The organism is Paenibacillus sp. VTT E-133280 (assembly GCF_002264385.1).
GTDB lineage: Bacteria > Bacillota > Bacilli > Paenibacillales > Paenibacillaceae > Paenibacillus_AQ > Paenibacillus_AQ nitricinens.
Genome location: NZ_NFUX01000065.1, coordinates 24,462 through 42,926 on the forward strand (window position 1 = coordinate 24,462; position 18,465 = coordinate 42,926).

Consider the following 18,465-nt stretch of genomic DNA (forward strand, 5'->3'; position numbering starts at 1 on the left):
CCCATCTCCTTTTAACAACCTCGCTTATAGAACAAGCATAAATGTTTCAGATAAAACCAAGAATTTGCGGTGTTAGACGATTTATGATGTTTTCAATAAACTCCTCCGATACTCGCGGAAGCTTCGTTCCCTCCACTAGATCATTGATATGGTATAGAGCATCTAGCATCTTCTGCGTCCCAAAGAACGGATAATCTGATCCAAACAATAGTTTGTCTTGCACCCCATATTCCATAGCAGATACCAGTGCATTGTAGAATTGCCAAGGTCTACTTCCTAACGCAGACACATCCATATACAGATTAGGATGCTTGCGTACCAATGAAATACATTCATCAATCCAGGGATGACCCATATGCGCTACAATCATCTTCAGCTTCGGAAAAGTTCGAGCAATCGGGTCCAGCATCGCTGGTCTAGAAGCATCCAGATAACCCTCCGGTACAAAAGAGGTTCCTTGATGCCATAGAATAGGTACATCAAGCTGTTCTGCTTTGGCATAGAGGGCATAATGCTTGGGATCATCAGGATAAAAATTCTGATAGATAGGCGCAAGCTTCAACCCTTTTAATCCCATCTCACGGATCGCCGTCTCAAATTCAGCAACACAATCCAGATGATTGGGATCTACACTTGCAAAACCGAATAACCGATCTGGATCCGTGCGACAGTAATCTGCGACATAAGCATTCGGCACAACCAGTCCCGTTGCATGCGCTGCCATGGCCAGTACAATAGCACCAGAGAATCCTTCTAAATTATTACGATGCTGCTCGGGGGTTGCTTCGATATTCATATCCGTTCCCCAAGCCCGTTTGATCGCCTCATCCGTAGGTCCTGAGACCATTCCCGGTCCAAACAAATGGGTATGACAATCGAAGATCATCATTACGCCCTCCTATTCGCTAACCATCGTATTTGTAATGGCACCAAGCTTCTCAATCTGCACCGTGACCACATCACCATCTTGCAAATAGAACTGATTCTCTGGAGCGTAGCCCATCACTACGCCTTCTGGTGTTCCAGTCAAGATAATATCCCCCGGCGAAAGCGTCATACACTGGGATACATAGCTGACAATCTGTTTGCAATTAAAAATCATGTCCGAAGTGTTGGAGTTCTGACGTAGTTCACCATTCACTGTGCACTGAATATCGAGCTGATTGGGATCGCCTACTTCATCCGTAGTGACTAAGTAAGGGCCAATGGGTGAAAATTTATCGCAAGACTTTCCCGCTAGCCATTGACTCGTCCGCATCTGTAAATCTCGCGCCGACAAATCATTAGCTGTACAATACCCGAGGACATAATCCAATGCCTCTTCCTCAGCTACATATTTCGCGGTTCGGCCAATGACAATACCAAGCTCTGCTTCGTAGTCCACCTTGTGGCTGGTCTTCGGAAGTGGAACCTCAGAGCCATGTCCGGTTAGTGTATTGTTAAATTTATTGAACAGAATGGGAAATTCGGGAATGGCCATTCCCGTCTCTTCTGCATGTCGGCGGTAATTGAGACCGATACAGATGATTTTGCCTGGATCAGTCACACAAGGACCGAAGGTCAATTCCTCTTCCTGCTTCAACCAGGATGGATTCCCTTCTCGGATAGGTAGCTCATCGACAAAAGTTCTCAGTTGGTGAAATGCATCCTCCCCACCATCAAGTAATTGCCTAACCGTTACTGGAACTTCGGCCCGAATGGATAATGCAGCCTGTGCCGCCTCAATATCCACCACACCACGGGCGGTTAGAACGCCCATATGATCATTCTCTTTTTGCAAAAAGGTCATTAGCTTCATCTATTCAACTCTCCTTCACTCTATGTTTTTTTGCCGAAGACAAGGCCACCATCCACATATAGCGGCGAACCCATTACAAATTCGGATTCATCGGAAGCGAGAAAAAGTGCCGCTCTTGCCACATCCTCAGGTTTACCAAGCTCACCGCCAAGCTGTCTACGCTTAATGGCCGCAACCGAAGCCTCTGGATCCAGAGAAGTCTTCAAATAACCTTCTACAAACGGTGTCATAATCGTACCCGGCAGCAGCGCATTTACACGAATGCCGTAAGGTGCATAATCAACCTGCATCGCTTTCGTTAAAGATAGAACAGCTCCTTTAGAAGCGCTGTAAGAAGCCCGCTCTGCGACTCCGATTTCGGCGATGCCAGAGGACATATTAATGATAGAACCCTTCTTGGTCTTCATCATATAAGGGAGGACAGCCTTGCAGGTTAAGAACACACCCGTCACATTAACCCGCATGACCCTCTCCCATACTTCCTCTGAAACCTCATGTACCGCACCCACGCCACTGATTCCTGCATTATTAAAAAGCACATCGATACGCCCAAAAGTATTAACGACTTGATCAGCCATCACGGTAGTACTGCTAGCATCGGTTACATCACAGGGTATGAACACCGCATTTCCACCCGTCGCCTCTATTTCAGTGACAGCGGCTTTTCCTGTATCCTTATGGACATCGGCAATGATTACTGTCGCTCCTTCTGAAGCGAATAAAGCAGCCGTGCTTTTTCCAATTCCCGAGCCAGCTCCGGTTATTATGACGATCTTATCTTTAAGTCGCATCGCTTAACCTCCTCTTCCTACTTCTTAGCCTGAAAGTTTCCCGGCAACAAGCCAGTCACCCCCGGCTTAGCCATAAACAAACCGCCTGCAAACGGATAATCACGTAACTCTTTCTCGTGCATCCCTATTCTTGCAGTTGTAATATAGAGTTCCGTTAGATCACTGCCTCCAAAAGTACACGAGGTCACCAGCGGTGCTGGAACTCGAATGAGTCCAAGCTGCTCGCCCGACTCCGGATTCCATCGTGATACACAGCCGCCGCCCCAATGGGCGACCCAAAGCATGCCTTCACTATCTATGGTCATTCCGTCCGGATAGCCAGTCGTTGTAGGGATTCGGAACGCTAATCTTCGGTTACTTATCCTTCCAGATTCTTCTTCGTAATCAAAGATATCCACCTGCCTTGTCGGTGTATCAATGTAATACATCTTGCTGCGTGAATAATCCCAAGCCATTCCGTTCGAGCAGCCGATGCCAGATAACACTTGGCGAGTGAAGCCACCCGAATCCACGACATAGAAGCCACCAGCTTTCGGCTCATCGTCCATACTCATCGTTCCTACCCACAGTCTGCCTTGTCGGTCGCATTTCGCATCATTTGCTCTGTTATGTGGAAGATCCGCTTCTATTGAAGTCAGCAGGACCGGAGATCCTTCAGGTTGAGAGAGATAGACCCCTTCTTCCATAGCCAATAGAATTCCTCCTGTTGTCGTAGGTATAACTGCACTGACCATTTGTTCAAAAGAGCGAACGACTTCACCACCAGTCCTCTGGTCGTATATTCTAAGCTTCCTACCCGTTATATCGACCCAATACAACTGATTGGATTCAGCATCCCAATGCGGACCTTCACCAAGCTCAGCCTGAGCATCAATCATCAATTCTGCCTGAAATTCTGTAATTTCCAAAACATTCACCCCTTCTTCGATTTACAGCTCACTACCATTAGCCAAATGGCCACCATCCACACGAATGGTTTCTCCTGTCACATAGGAGGCTTCATCAGATGCCAGAAAAAGAAATACATTAGCAGCCTCTCGTATGGTTCCCGCCCGTTTCATCGGTGTATGTTCCGAACACGCCGGAAGCTTAGAAGCCTCACGCAGCTTGCGGTCAAGGGGTGTATCCACAAATCCCGGGGCTACTGCGTTTACCCGGATTCCATAAGCCGCCAGCTCCACTGCCATAGATTCGGTTAGCAGTATAACAGCAGCCTTAGAAGCATTGTAATGCGCGAGCTCAGAGCTTGCCGCCAGACCATTTTTGGAGCTCATATTAATAATGACGCCTCCGCCACCCTGAGAAATCATTTGCCTTGCCGCAAGCTGACCAATTAAAAAAACAGCCTTTACATTGATATCAAATACTGCATTCCAGTGCTCTGCCGAGATATCGAGAAAGTGTTCACGAAAGGCGATGCCGGCGTTGTTCACAACAATATCTATACCACCAAACCTTTCGAAGGCTCGGGCAATGGATTGTTCCAGCTGTGCCACATCGCGAAGATCACACACCTCCACTGCAGCTTTTTCCCCATATGCCTTTAAGGTTTCCAGCGCAGTAAGAAGCTCCTCTTCCCTACGGTCCAACAAGACAACCTGAGCACCCTCTTCCAGAAATCGAAGGGCAATTCCCAGTCCAATTCCTCTTGCTGCACCTGTGACCAGCGCTCTTTTGCCAGCCAGCCTCATGTTTATCACTCCCTCAATTCTTGATCAGAGCACCCCGTATTTATCGTAGACCTGCCGCAAGGTATATCCTTCGAGCAGTTCATCCCGTGTATGATTCTCGCGAGTCACCTTATCCATAGCCAATTGAAACACTTCATCGATGATGGCGCCCGGAATCACGACAATACCATCACGATCACCAAAAATTACATCTCCGGGATGGACCATTACGCCACCGCATAGCACCGGAATATCATAGTCGATAACAATTCCACGCCCTTGAGAATCAACAGGTTTGGTCCCGGTAGCAAAGACAGGAAAACCAAGTTCCAGAATTTTGGCAGTATCACGGATTAGTCCATCTACAATGGCTCCGCGGCCGCCTCTCATTTTGGAAGCCGTAGACAATAACTCACCCCACAGACCGTTCTGCCGTGATTCATTCGTACAACCGATAACAATCTCTCCGGGCTTAACACTGTCTACCGCCTCAATCTCCTTCGTGTAAGGATCATCCGGCAAATGATGAATATCCACAGACAAAATGGTCTTTGCTCTTCCGGCGACGATCCATTTAGGATCTATCGGGTTAATATTTTCACGCATCACCTGATTACGATAGCCCAATTGATCCAACGTATCAGAGATGACCGCAGCGTAGAGCTTCTCACACATACTGTCGAACAATTTCTGATCCTTCATAGCGGTACCACCCTCATCAAAGTTTTCTGCTTACAGTTTCTCATTTATTTAAGTGGATCGGTTGGCCTGCATGAACAGATTGATAAGCGGAAAGTGCGACCTCTGTAGATCGGAGCCCATCTAATCCCGAGATCGGCACCTCCACCCCAGCTCGAAGCGCCTCTACAAAAGCCTTGAGCATCAGTTCATTCATGTCATCCCCCCAGAAGGACCAGCTCCCTTTACCAGATGCTCTTCCGTATACATTGTTTTTTTGGTTGAAAGCATCAATGGAAATGACACCTTTTGTGCCGATGATTTCTAAGGTTACATCTCCCCAAGTCGGGAAGCCAGGATTGCGTGACCAGCTCGGATCGAGTACTCCGAACACACCGTTCTCAAAAGTTACATGCACCATTCCAGCATCATCGATGGTCCGCTTGCGCTCTGGATCAAACAAAGTATCCGCATAAGCATACACCTGTTCTACAGAAGAACCAGAGAACCAGTTCATCAGATCCATCACATGTACGGTGTGATCAAACACAGCACCGCCCCCCGATAGGGCTTCCTCAGCGAACCATTTGGGTCCCGGAAAAGAACCCCGATTCGTTCCTTTAAAAGCAATGATTTCACCAATATCACCACGATCTAGCGCTTCTTTAGCCCGCACAACCGGGGTCAGGTAGCGGCAAGGAAAGGCTGTCATAAGCTGTACTCCCTCTTCAGAGCAGACTGAAATCATCCGTTGCATTTCTTCCACAGACAGACCTAGAGGCTTCTCGCATAGTACATGTTTGCCCGCTTGGGCCGAAGCGATGGTTAGCTCCGCATGATAGACATTTTCCGAGCAAATAATTACGGCATCTATCTTCGCATCAGCCAGAAGTTCCTTGTAGTCAGAATAATAGGGAATCGAATGACGTTCTGCGAGCGCCTGTGTGCGCTCCGGCACCTCATCAGCAATTCCACCGACCGTCACTTCAGACATGGACAATAAACTTGTCAAATAGTCAAAAGCATGGGCATGCGCGAAACTGATCATACCAATATTCAAACGGCTCATGAAATATCCCCCTTCACTTCAAGCTTCACGGGTTGATGGGTCATCGCCGATTGCTGAGCAGCTTCAGCCCAGCGTACAGCTTCCAGAGCATCCTGAGCCGTTACTATCGGCTTTCCCCCACTTGTCAGGCAGCCTAGAAAATGTTCCAGTTCCTCATAATATGGATCCTTCAGCAGCACACTCGAAGGCGTCTCCACAAATCCCGATGTAGTGCCCGTCGTAATTAACTTGCGAATATGCAGACTTTCGCCATCACCGGTCCCGTCTGAGATGATGCCTTCCGCATCCGCATATTCAAAAGAGGAATGGAACGAACCGGGATAACCCCAAAATGCTTCAAGCTGGGCAATGGTTCCATTCTTAAAACGGAAAGTGGCTGAGGCATAATTTATATCTTCCGACTGGTGCTGGAACGCATATACTTCACGCGCTTCACCAAAGGTTCCACGGATGTAATCAATATCATGAATCATTAAATCCATAATGACACCCCCACTAAGGAGAGGGTCTCGAAACCATGCTTGCACGTTTCCGGGATGCGAACCCGCCCGTTTAGCATGGTATATTCCGCCTTGCTCACTGCCGAGCTGTTGTATCCCCTCCGCAAGCTGTCTGTAAGAAGGAAAGAATCGGACAACATGGCCCACAAATAAACGCACTCCACGCTCGTTGCAATAGCGAATCGCTTCTTCCGCTTCCTGCGAAGTGAGTGCGAGCGGCTTCTCACAGATTACATGCGCGCCATGGTCAGCTGCAATTCGTACCAGTGATACATGTAAATAGGTCGGCACAGCAATACTAACCACCTCTGGCTTCACTTGCTCCAGCATCTCTTGTACGGATGTAAAATAGCTGACGCCTACTAAATTCCCTAGCACCTCAGCGGTTTTTTCAACGATGTCACAAACAGCGACAAGCTCAGCTTCGGGCATGGACTTGTAACGATCCGCATGAACCGTTCCCATGCCACCACATCCGATTACGGCTGTCCTAATCAATACACTACACTCCCCTCAGATTGAGCTTTCCTTTACAGAAGAACATCAGCACCGCTTACCCGACTTTCGTTGGCCGCTTCAAGGAAACGAATCAACTCCAGTGTTAGAGAAGGTCGTACCGGTGGAGATTCCCCTCGCGTCATAGCTATAAATTTCTTCAGTAATTGCTGATGTCCTGTGTTGTAATTTGCTCCGAGTGCGTTAATTCCGATACTGCTCCGTTCTCGGTGCAATACGATATAGAAATCAGAGCCACCTGTACGGTTTCCGCGGATCGTCCCCATTCGCCCGTCCTTCCACTGGCCAACTACCCATTCTTGCGCATCGTTACTGACGGCACGAACGGAATGACAGCCTTCTCCAAGTGCTGCATATAACATCTCGGCAGTGTGAATGCCATACCAGAACAACCCTGGTTGTGTCGGCTGGAAATCTAACGGTCCTGTGCAATCCGCTCCAAGGATAGCACCTGCACTTTCATCCTCTAAGAGGGATGCTAGCGGTCCACCGAAACGTAGCATAGAGCTGGAGAAAAATGGCGTTCCATACCTCTCCGCTAACTCCACAATCACCCTAGCATCTTCAGTAGTAACCGCTAACGGCTTGTCAATGAATACCGGCTTACCGTAAGGAGCCAGTACCGCAAATTGTTCCTTGTGCAATCTCCCATCTACAGAAGTCAATAGAATCGCATGGGATCTCTCCGCAACTTCTTCTATAGAATCGAGCAGTTCAACGCCATAACGCTCCTGCAATTCACTGCTAATCGGTCTCACACGTGAATAGCTTAGCTCGAAATCAGGAGAACCCCCCGGATAACCGTAGTGTAGTCTGCCACCCGGAATATACAATGGATTGGATTCATCATTAAGCAGCACCGCGAAAATCCTGCTATGTGAAGTGTCCATTCCTACCATACCGATCTGCAGCTCTTCCATTTCAACAACACCTCTTATTCGGTTGACAGACCCATGGAGTGATCCACTTATTTAGAAATTAAACGTTCTTCTCTAAAACGCTCAAGCAATGCCATGTAATCTTTCCCCACTTGCTCTATACTGTAAGTGGTTCTGGCCTTCTGTTCTCCCAATGACTTCAAGCTTTCCCTCAGGCTGTTCTGCTCCAGCAGTGCGCTTAATCTGTCCACACACTCCGCTTCATTGCCTGATTCGTATAGGGAGGCACTTAACGGACCTTCCAATAATTCCGGCAACGCCCCTACCCTCGGAACCACTACCGGACATCTGCAAGCCATCGCCTCCAGTACAGTCATCCCAAAAGACTCATTGATTGTCGTACTTACATATAACCCGCCACTTTGTGCAACCGATGAATAATAGCTGTGCATCTCTTCGTAATTCACTTTGGGAATCCACTTAAAATGTTTAATCCCCATCAGTTCTACCTTTACCATTAGCTGTTTCTTGATCTCTTCGGCAGCAGTATATCCCCCAACCAGCATAAATTGCAGCTCTGGCATTCTGGCATTCAGCCTGCCAGCAATGTTCAAATAGGACGACCAATTCTTGTGATCATCCAGCTTACCTACCCACAAAATCTTCGCAGGCTCCTGCTCCATCTCCGCTTCATATCGGAACAAATCGATGTCCAGGCAATTATTAATATGATAAGCGCCCGCTATGCCGATATTGTCCAAATAATCCTTCATGTAAGCAGAGGGAGTGATCACATAGTGAAAAGGCAGACTATCTTTTGTTGCGGCCAACTTCTGCAGGGGTTCGGAATAGGTGGTATGTACCTCATGAATAATCACCTTTCCCTCTTGTACAGGCCCAAGCGCTTCATACAGTTCGTAAGTATCAATCGTTATTATGACATCGAAATCATAAGCTTCAATGTAGCTCTTAATTTCTTCAACCGTCCCCAGAATTCGGACAAGCTCATATCCTTCAAAAGCGCTCGCCCCGCCGTAATCCTCAAGAAAGGCAAAATGCACTTCCGAGTGATGCCGCAAAAATTTAAGTCGATTCGCAAGTTGAGTAGTTACCCCACCCAGAATACAGAATTTATAAAAATATAAGATTCTCATCATCCCTCACCCTTCGCCAAGGCTCGTGCAGACCTTACTAGCGCATCCGGTACAATTCTGTAGTTCTTGCAAAATATAGACCGCCCTTATGGTCCATCGTCAGCAGCCGCGCATCGTCATTAAGCTCCTCAAGTTCCTCACTCAGCACATCGAACTTAAATAAGTGATTCATCGACACGCCGTAAAGCATGCCTTCCTTATAAAGCAGTTCATTACCACTACGCCAAAAATGAGTCACTGCCTTCCAGTTCATCGGAAACAATGTGTAAGTCTTTACAGTTTGCTTCTGTTGTGGATCGAAACGAAATAACAGCCCTGCGGTCAACCCCCATAGATGCCCTACATCATCTAAAACCAAAGCAGAAATAGCCCTTTCCCCTTGCACTGGTACACCTTCCCATACTTTACAGCGCTTCTCTATATCCCAAATCATTAGAGATGCATCCGCTCGCTGTGGAGCAATCCCGAGCCCACCCCACACAGACCCTCCAGCGAACAACAGCTCATCGCTACTTGCCAAGGACACTACACTTTGCTGCGGCAAAAGGTTTTTGAACACCTCACGCGCACCACTTACAGGATGGTACAGCGTCAGAGCTCCTCCATGCCGGCCATAAGAAGGAACCGTACCAATGACCAGCTCTTCACCTGCCCAAGCCCAAGCAAAAGGCCGGTCTTGCTCCTCTTCCTGTAGGGAAAACAGTAGTTCTGGATTCTCACCCGGCTTCCAAACTTTGTTCGGATCGTACTTAAAAATATTCGCTCGCGGATAAACGCCTAGATATAGACAACCCCTTCCAGCGAGCATCCCTTCCGTCTGACCTATCCCCCGATAAGAAGTGATCTCATCGGCTATCAGATCGAATCTGGCCAGCCCACCTGCGAAATATCCTCCGAGATAGAGAGCATCATCAGGTCCGTAGGTCATGGACTGCAAATGGACCGATTGACCCTGCAGCTCGAAGTCCATAACCATATGTCGATCAGTCGCCGGATCGTAAATCCAGCAACTCCCATCCCTATGCACACCAGTTAAACAGCGCGCTTTCAGATTTAGAGGATGGTTATTCAGCCAGCCATAATCTCCTGCTGGCTCCTGCATGACTAATGAGGTAACGAATAAACTTCCAGTCTGGATATCATATCGCTGCAAATAGTCATCTTTAATGAAATACACATTTCCCAGCTCATCCGGCGGCGAAACACTAAGTCCACTCACATGATCCAAAGTGTCGCCCCACTCCTGCAGTTCCAGATCATAAATGTACAACCGTGCAGAAGGTGTAATTCGAACAAAAAGCTTGTCATGAATGATATTCAAGTCATAAACTAACTGCTCACCTTGACATTCATCTGGCAACCCAATTTCCGAGCGTCCTCCCGTATCCGTATCCAGTACAACAATATGCGGGGTTTGTGTACCAACTCCCACATAGAGCTTACCGTTCCACGCTTCCATAGAACGTGCATACTGTTCTCCAGCTACCATAGCACCGTAATCCCTAAACACTCCTGTCGCTGGGTCATACTGGAACACTTTCCCTCCAGGATAACATCCCCCATAGATCCTACCTTGCTGATCTGTTGCCAACCGCCACGTATAGAATTCACCGGAAATCATCTCACCCAGGTTCTCCACACCAGCCTCATGGGTGTATCTATACAAGATGCCGCTTCCTCCGATATACACCCCACTTACCGTTAAGACTACACCCCAGCAATGATCTGAGCCTTCCAGCGCATATCGTTCCGCAGCCTGTTCACCACTGGGATCCAGTACAAATAAGATACATGGACTTCCGGAAGAAACAGCGTAAATCCGGTCTGCTCCTTGCCATGTTCCATAAGCCGAAGCCCAAACCGCCAGACCGTTTAGTGGCTCACCGATCCGCAGCGCCTTCATCTGCTCCCGCCTTCTTTCGTCAGCTGCTCCTTAACCTTCGCTTCACATCCAGAGACTGCTGCAGGATAAGCTAAGACCGCTCCCAACAGATCCACGGGGTCCTCTGCATAACGCCGAAAGGCTTCTTCACAACGCTCGACCGGGAATATCGCGCTAATCAACGGCTTCACCTGAATATCCCCTTCAGAGATTAAGCGAATATATTCAGCCATATTACGCCCTTCTGTCCACCGCACGTAGCCGTAAGGATAGTCAATCCCCCTCCGCTCATAGATCGGATCATATCGTCCGGGACCTCCGGCTCTAGAAATCAGCACTTGGGCTTCCTTTCCGAACATCAGATCACGGGAGAAATCCGGCTTAACATCTCCAACTAACAGTACCTTGCCGCGATCCCGTACCCATTCTAACGATTGATCAATAAGGTCTCCGGTTTTACCGCCGGCGCATACAATGACTGCATCTGCTCCCAGGCCCTCCGTCAGGTTAGCAAGATGTTCCTTAACCTTCTCTGGACTGGTAGCGATATGTCTAATTCCAAGGCGCTCAGCCATCTCACAGCGCTCTACAAGCAAATCATAGACGATCACACGGCATCCTGCCGCCTTAGCAATCTGAGCAATCAACTGCCCAAGAATTCCGGCACCGATCAACACAAGCGTCTCCCCAAACTGCGGAGCTACCTGCCTTACCGCATGTACTGCAATGGCTCCAAGCCCTACTGTCGATGCTTCCTCCGAACTAACATGGTCAGGAATGGACACCATCAGATGCTGAGGCATTAGCAGCCATTCTGCATGCTTTGCATAAGGTCCGCCGTAACAGGCTACCCGAAGACCCTCAGGCCAGTGCTCCATTCCTTTTCCACGCGTTCGGATTACACCCGCTGCACTGTATCCAAGCACAATTTGTTGCGTACGGTGCAGACCATTCATCATCATTTCCGTTCCGGGGCTAATCGCCGAATATTCAGTCTGGACTAGAACAAATCCATCTTCAATGACTGGTGTCAGAACATCCGACATGCGAATCTGTCCTTCCTGAGATATTACTGCCTTCATATGTCTTCTCCTCCCGACTGCTTCAGAAACGTTTCTGTCATAAAATATCTTCTCTAGGGCTGTTACTCCTTCAGCGCACCGATCATTACACCTTTTACAAAATATTTTTGCAAAAATGGATAGATCATCAAAATCGGCACGGTAGCAATGATAATCGTAGCGAATTTAATAGATTCACTGATCCGAAACACCTCATCTTGTGTAACGCCGGCCAGCATATTTTGCGCAGAGGATTGAATCAGAATTTCCCTCAAAATCAATTGAAGCGGGAACAAATTCCGGTCCTGTAAATAAATCATGGCCGAGAACCAGCTATTCCAGTGGCCTACCGCATAGAAGAGGGTCATAACCGCCAGAACCGGCATGGAGAGCGGAAGCACGATCCGCAGCAGAATTCTGAAATCATGGGCGCCGTCTATTTTGGCAGACTCTATCAAACTATCAGGGATAGATTGAAAGAACGTCCGCATTACGATCAAATTAAAGGCACTAACCGCACCAGGCAACAGCAGCGCCCACCGTGTATCATACAAGCCAAGCTCACGGACATTCAGATACGCCGGAATTAGACCCCCACTGAAAAACATCGTGAACACGATGAAAGCCATAATGATATTTCTCCCCTCCAGATTCTTTCTGGACAGAGGATAAGCACCAAGTGTAGTTAGCACCAGATTAATCAACGTACCGACAATGACATAAAAGAAGGTATTTCCGTAAGCCGTCCATACCCGCGTGTCCTCAAATACCAGCTTGTAAGCATCCAGATTAAAGCCAATTGGAAAGAAGCTTACCTTCCCCGCAGCAATTGCATGTGCATCGCTGAATGAGGAGACCAGCACGTACCACATCGGGTACAAGAACAGGAAAGAACACAAGATTAGAAACAGCACATTGCAGCTGTCGAAAATGATTTCGCCTATACTGCGTTTCACAACCATTGTCTACCCTCCTAAAAGTTTTGTTAGCAATACTACTTTGAATCTGTTTCGACAAAACTCGCATCGAAAGCATTTTTTTACCATAAGCTGCTATCCGTTGTTTTTCGGCTGATGCGGTTCGCTATAACGAGCAATGTGAAGTTAATTATGGAATTAAATAATCCTACTGCCGCAGAAAAACTGTAATTCGCCTCCATCACCCCTCGTCTATAGACAAATGTTGAAATCACATCCGCAGTGACGTACGTTCCAGGATTGTAAAGCAATATAATTTTGTCCCAGCCCACATTCAGCAGGGTACCCACATTCAGAATCAAGAGAATTAACACTGTAGGCAGAATCCCGGGCAGCGTTATATTCGTTAACTGTTTCCATCGCCCTGCTCCATCGACAACTGCCGCCTCGTACAAGCTCGGATTGATGCCGGATAACGCTGCTAAGTAGATAATTGAATTCCAACCTAGGCTCTGCCACATGCCAGAACCCACATAGATTGTTCGAAACCATTCCGGCAGAATCAGGAACTGAATGGGCTCCGAAATTAGGCCGATGCTAAGCAGCAGGCTGTTAATAATGCCTCCTGGCTTAGTAAAATCAATAATCATCCCGCAAATGACGATCAGCGAAATAAAATGAGGTAAATAAGACACGGTCTGCAGAAAGGACTTTAGCTTCTTGAGCCGCAACTCATTGAGCAAGAGAGCAAAAGCAAGTGAAGCAGGAAAAATGAAGATCAGAGAGTAGAAACTCATTAAGAAGGTATTTTTAAGCAGTCTGAAAAAATAATAGCTTTCGAAAAACTTCTCAAAATTCTTAAAGCCCACCCAAGGACTATCCGTGATCCCCAAGTAAGGGTTGAAATTCTTAAAGGCAATGATCGCCCCATACATCGGCTTATATTCAAAAATCAGAAAATACAAAACCGTAGGAAGGAGCATTAGATACAGATAGCGATTGGAGGCTATCCGTTTCCAGGGAATCGGACTTCTCTTGACCGGAAGCTTCCTGCTTTCAACTTTAGCGACTTTTACAGGTATAGCCATATCGTTCTCCTCTCCCGGACACTGGCGTTAGTTATAGCGGTCATAAGGCGAGCGGTCACCAAGCAATCTAAAAGCCGCTCACCTATGACAACCTTGTCACTAGCTGAATCATTTCCCTTTAAATCGCTCGTATGCAACCTGATACTCTTTTAGCACATCATTAATGCCCATCTTCTCAAGCTGCTTCATTACTTTGTCATAGTCTTCAATCTTTTGACGCCCCATGATCATGGCATTGATGGTTTCCGCTACATAAGTCTGAATATCGGCCATCAACGGAACAACTACATCATTTTCCTCTGTTGTGAATTGGACTGGAGGCAGCTTGCTATCGAAATCAATATAGTCACTGTATAGCTCAAGTGGATTCTCCGTCTGCCCGTTAGCTTCTCGGATTTGTTCAGCATATCTGGTATCCGCTACTGTAGCCCAGCTTCCGCCCCCAATCGTATGATTCAAGAGTTCTTGCGTATTCGTGAGACCATTGGTCGGGTGAGTGACTTCTTTCTTATAAATAGGTTCACCGTTTACCAGATCATAGGACTTGCCTTCAACCCCAAAGTTGTTCAGCAGAATACCTTCCTCTGAGTATTGATAATCCAGCCATTTCATCACTTCCTCAGGATGCTCAGTCCGCGAGGAGACCGCCAAACCATGAGCTGCTGCCTGCCAGCGGAAGGAGACATGACGTTGATCACCGTTTGGCCCTTTAGGTGGAATTGCCGGTGCAATTTTGAATGTTGGATGTTTACCCTCCATTAGAGTAGTAAAGTTCCCCATGTAGGAGCCAGACCAACCAAACCATGCCCCTGCCACATCGGTGGTCACCTTCTCAGTCAGAGTCTGGAATGTGGTATCTACCAGATAGTTCGGGTCGAGCAATTGTTCGTCGTAAAGACGGTGCAGATAGGATACGACATCCTTGAATCTTGGATCGTTCGGTCCATATTTTACTTGGCCATTATCCACGAAGAATCCGTAGTCAACACCAAAGGCTGGAGCGAATAACATCATGATATTTTCCAAGTTCACTGTGACTAGTGGAATTTCATCCTTCTTACCATTTCCGTTAGCATCCTGCTCCCTAAATGCCTTGAGCATGTTATACCAATCTTCTGTAGTTTCCGGCATAGATAGACCTAACTTCTCTATCCAATCTTTCCGCACTTGCGGGAACATTTGAGTGAGATCCTGTGAATCAAGAACGAGATTAGGCAGGTAAAAAATGTGGCCTTCAGGCGAAGTGATTTGTCCCCGGATATCCGGGTTGTCGTCGAGGATTTTCTTGAAGTTTGGCGCATTTTTCTCAATTAAATCTTCCAGAGGAAGCAACGCTCCTTGCGTACCATATTTCCCGGAATCCGAACCCCATAGATCATTGTAAATAATGTCTGGCAGCTTACCAGATGACATCAATAAGCTGAAGGCTTCCGCACTAGCTTCTGTACTATGTTGAAAGTCGATATGAATGTTAGTGTTCTTTTCCATTTGCTGAAAGGATAATTTCTCATTAAAATTAGTTCCTCTGAAATTGCCGCCGCTTGGTGACCAAAGTGACAGATCAAGCTTATCTGAAACAATAGGAAGCTGAAGACCACCCACTGATTTACCTTCCTGAGCGGGGGCTTCCGTAGCTTTCTGAACCTCCGCAGTAGGATCTGCAGTATTGCCCGCATTTGTATTCGAGCCACCGCAAGCAGATACGAGTGTAACTAGTGACAATAGGACAGGCAGCAGAACTAATTTCCTTTTAGCAACATTCATAATTCAACCCCCTATTAATAACTAAAAAATAAGATAATCATTATGATATATTCACTAACATCAACTAGAAGGAATCAACGATACATTAATAAATTTTTAAATGAGTATTTTTTCTGTAAATCACCTTTTTAAGAGGAAACCCTCCTTCCTCCAGCCTATTTTCTACTAAAATTAGACGAAAACATCTGTTCTGACTTCTTTTTGATTTATATATCAGCGTATCAGACTTTCAATCCTTCTAAATCTGATATATATCTGATGTATTTTATTATATTTTCCAGCCTATACGATGTCAATATAATAATAAGAAATATCTCTAATATGTGTAATCTTATATAACATGTACCTGTCGTAAAATGTTGAAACCTCTCAAATTTAATAGAAAACGCTTACAAAAATACTCGTATTTAGATACTTTAAATAAACCAACTTTGACTTAAAAAGATTAAGTATTACATCCAGCTTTACATTCTTTTATTGAAAAAAATGCGCAATAACGGCCGAACAGCACCATTATCACGCTTTTCATTTATTTTCACAGACAACATCAATCGTAGAAAAAGACTTTTAAACCTTCCGATCCCTATCATCTTGTTCCGAAATTAAGACACTCAGCTCCTCTTGTAGCGTAGCCTCATCTATCATCTTTGACCAATAAGCGTTCAGCAATTTACGAAAGCTTTTTAGAACGGCTATGGGAAGTCCTAAATCTTTAAGGTAGGAGAAGGTTGGAAATAGCTCTCTGTACATCAGATATCTCGAAGGTCGATTCAAATGATCCGCCGTGCTCATCTCAGCGATCCGCTTTCGAGCTGGAATACTTACGGTGCGTTCCCGTATAATTTTTTGTGCTTCTACGGAAGCAAGAAAGTTAACGAATTGACGAGCCGCTTCCTTTTGTCTCGAATTTCCGACCACAGCCGCTCCGATTGTGACCAGTAATGTCTTCTGTGGATCTTTTGTTTTCAGCCTAGGTAATGGAGCAAGATCATAATCCAGCGTTAAGGCCTTGAATTCATTTAAATTAAAAAATGTCGTCAGAATCATAGAAACTTGTTCTTGGACAAACAAAGAAATCGTCTCATCTTCATGATTGCCAGCAAGATATTTAGGGAAAATCTGATGGTTGTTCACAAGCCGACTATACACACTGAGACTATTTGCCGTCTCTGGACTAAGTGTACGGCGCTCGGTCCCGTCTGCCACGGTTTGAATCCCGCTCTGGAGCAGGAATACAGAATAACGGTTCTCGGAAGCAGGCACAAAATAAATGGCATGACGTCCACGTTTCTCTGCCAACTGACGAGCCGCCTCAATCAAGTCATCCCAGGTCCAATAGCTATCTGGCTCTGGCAGATCTGCTTCCCGAAAATGAGCCTTATTGTAGCACAGCACCACAGGGGAGAAGGAAATTGGATAGGCATACAACTGATTTTCATGATAAAATGCTTCCGTCGCAATTGGATATAATTCAGGATCAGGGTCAAGCGATTCCAAGAGCTCAGCCGAGCCATTTTCGGCCAGTTCCTGAAATTGCGTGCTATTCAGGGATACGGCATCAAGCATCCCATTATTGATCATCTCTACCGCAGAATTCACATGGTCAAAATCATTCAGCGCCAGTGGAAGAATATGAATACCGGGATGCAGTCGATGAAATTCACCAATTAGATCATCCAGCAGAAAGTCCTTGGACAGCGAGGCACTGCAGCCAAAATGAATACGGATTCTCTCCTGCACGGATTCCATAACCTTGCTTCCGACACGGTCGATTTTGACGATAAGGCCTTCTTGGACTAACACATCCAGCCCTCTTCTGACCGATTTATTACTTAACTCAAATTGCTTGGCTAGCATACTCTCTGCTGGCAGATAAGCGCCAGGCTGTAGAACTCCACTTAGGATATCCGTACGAAGCTTACCCACCATATGATCCAGTCGCTCTCGGAAGGAATGGCGACCTGATTTATTATTCATGTACAATTCTCCCCGAAAATTTCAAGTTTACATCATCTCCCTCTTATTTTGCGTCAACTCCGATTTGAAGTCAAATGAAAATTCCGAATTTTCCCATAATTTAAGTTAAGTAAATAGCCCCCCGCTTCAGCCGAGAGATGCCATGGGTGAAGGGCAGGGAGTTCGTGTGCGCCTTCCCTTTAATTCAATAATTAGAAAAGCCACCTGATTAGAGGTGGCAAACTTCCAAATTATCTATGCTTAAGAGATTTCGCTATGCTAATTGTGTAATAACGAGATGTGCTGAAACAGATCTTGTTCCTCCAGCGAGAGGAGTAATAGTAAGTGCAGTGGAATTACCAGCAGGATTCCGAACTGTCAGTATGGAGTTAATGACTGTTGTTTGCACTATAGCCATTTCTACGATTTCTGATGTACCTGTCGCACGCCCAACTACCGTATAGGCCAGATCTGCGCCATTAAGAGTCAAGATGAGTTGGCCTGCTTCGGTTACACTAACCTGAAATAATATCTGATAAGTCCCTATTGCTGCTAAGTTAAAAGAACTAGGCCCCGTTCGTGCAATCGTTGTCCCGCTGGTAGGGCCATCTTGAGGAAAACTCACGTCTGTGCCCGGTGCTACAGTTGCTGCATTATCAGGAGGCATCAGGGCAAAAAAATCAGCAAAACCTAATACCCCTCCTACTGCTCCAGTTGCTCCTGCGACTCCTGTCGCACCGGTT

Annotated in this window: 16 protein-coding genes and 1 pseudogene; all 17 read right to left on the bottom strand. The window is 46.5% G+C overall.

Going from position 1 to position 18,465, the window contains the following annotated elements; all coding sequences use genetic code 11:
* Positions 1-46: 46 nt before the first annotated feature.
* The gene (locus CA600_RS23815; RefSeq protein WP_256989985.1) at positions 47-889 is read right to left on the bottom strand and encodes an amidohydrolase family protein; all 843 of its coding nucleotides are present in this window, start codon (positions 887-889) and stop codon (positions 47-49) included.
* 9 nt (positions 890-898) lie between these two features.
* Entirely contained in the window at positions 899-1,798 is a 900-nt protein-coding gene (locus CA600_RS23820; protein ID WP_094873382.1) for a fumarylacetoacetate hydrolase family protein, read from the bottom strand.
* 20 nt (positions 1,799-1,818) lie between these two features.
* On the bottom strand, positions 1,819-2,589 hold the full coding sequence (locus tag CA600_RS23825; RefSeq protein WP_094873384.1) for an SDR family NAD(P)-dependent oxidoreductase: 771 nt from the start codon (positions 2,587-2,589) through the stop codon (positions 1,819-1,821).
* A gap of 17 nt (positions 2,590-2,606) precedes the next feature.
* Positions 2,607-3,497 (bottom strand): SMP-30/gluconolactonase/LRE family protein, encoded by an 891-nt coding sequence (locus CA600_RS23830; RefSeq protein WP_256989986.1) that lies wholly within the window; start codon positions 3,495-3,497, stop codon positions 2,607-2,609.
* Between the two features lie 21 nt (positions 3,498-3,518).
* On the bottom strand, positions 3,519-4,280 hold the full coding sequence (locus CA600_RS23835) for an SDR family NAD(P)-dependent oxidoreductase (protein ID WP_094873386.1): 762 nt from the start codon (positions 4,278-4,280) through the stop codon (positions 3,519-3,521).
* A 24-nt stretch (positions 4,281-4,304) separates the two neighbouring features.
* Complete coding sequence (locus CA600_RS23840; RefSeq protein WP_218832794.1) at positions 4,305-4,961, bottom strand: RraA family protein; 657 nt, start codon at positions 4,959-4,961, stop codon at positions 4,305-4,307.
* Between the two features lie 40 nt (positions 4,962-5,001).
* Positions 5,002-6,006, bottom strand: coding sequence for a Gfo/Idh/MocA family protein (locus CA600_RS23845; RefSeq protein WP_094873388.1), 1,005 nt, complete (start codon positions 6,004-6,006; stop codon positions 5,002-5,004).
* Positions 6,003-7,004 (bottom strand): Gfo/Idh/MocA family protein, encoded by a 1,002-nt coding sequence (locus CA600_RS23850; protein ID WP_256989987.1) that lies wholly within the window; start codon positions 7,002-7,004, stop codon positions 6,003-6,005. Before CA600_RS23850 ends, CA600_RS23845 begins: the two co-directional genes overlap by 4 nt.
* 32 nt (positions 7,005-7,036) lie before the next feature.
* A complete protein-coding gene (locus tag CA600_RS23855) occupies positions 7,037-7,942 on the bottom strand; it encodes a Gfo/Idh/MocA family protein (protein WP_094873390.1) in 906 nt (301 codons plus the stop codon).
* 47 nt (positions 7,943-7,989) lie between these two features.
* Positions 7,990-9,057: a glycosyltransferase family 4 protein gene (locus tag CA600_RS23860; RefSeq protein ID WP_094873392.1), complete on the bottom strand. Its 1,068-nt coding sequence runs from the start codon at positions 9,055-9,057 to the stop codon at positions 7,990-7,992.
* 34 nt (positions 9,058-9,091) lie between these two features.
* Positions 9,092-10,957, bottom strand: a complete 1,866-nt coding sequence (locus CA600_RS23865) for a hypothetical protein (RefSeq protein WP_094873393.1) — start codon at positions 10,955-10,957, stop codon at positions 9,092-9,094.
* Positions 10,954-12,018 (bottom strand): zinc-dependent alcohol dehydrogenase, encoded by a 1,065-nt coding sequence (locus tag CA600_RS23870; RefSeq protein ID WP_094873394.1) that lies wholly within the window; start codon positions 12,016-12,018, stop codon positions 10,954-10,956. Before CA600_RS23870 ends, CA600_RS23865 begins: the two co-directional genes overlap by 4 nt.
* Before the next feature lie 62 nt (positions 12,019-12,080).
* Positions 12,081-12,959 (bottom strand): carbohydrate ABC transporter permease, encoded by an 879-nt coding sequence (locus CA600_RS23875; RefSeq protein WP_094873395.1) that lies wholly within the window; start codon positions 12,957-12,959, stop codon positions 12,081-12,083.
* Between the two features lie 77 nt (positions 12,960-13,036).
* Complete coding sequence (locus tag CA600_RS23880) at positions 13,037-14,002, bottom strand: ABC transporter permease (protein WP_094873396.1); 966 nt, start codon at positions 14,000-14,002, stop codon at positions 13,037-13,039.
* A gap of 108 nt (positions 14,003-14,110) precedes the next feature.
* Positions 14,111-15,766, bottom strand: coding sequence for an extracellular solute-binding protein (locus tag CA600_RS23885; RefSeq protein WP_094873398.1), 1,656 nt, complete (start codon positions 15,764-15,766; stop codon positions 14,111-14,113).
* Between the two features lie 567 nt (positions 15,767-16,333).
* Positions 16,334-17,743 carry an extracellular solute-binding protein gene (locus tag CA600_RS23890; protein ID WP_094873400.1) on the bottom strand — a complete coding sequence of 470 codons (1,410 nt, stop codon included), beginning with the start codon at positions 17,741-17,743 and terminating at the stop codon, positions 16,334-16,336.
* Between the two features lie 253 nt (positions 17,744-17,996).
* Positions 17,997-18,465 (bottom strand): annotated as a pseudogene (locus tag CA600_RS23895) (collagen-like protein); the annotation flags it as partial.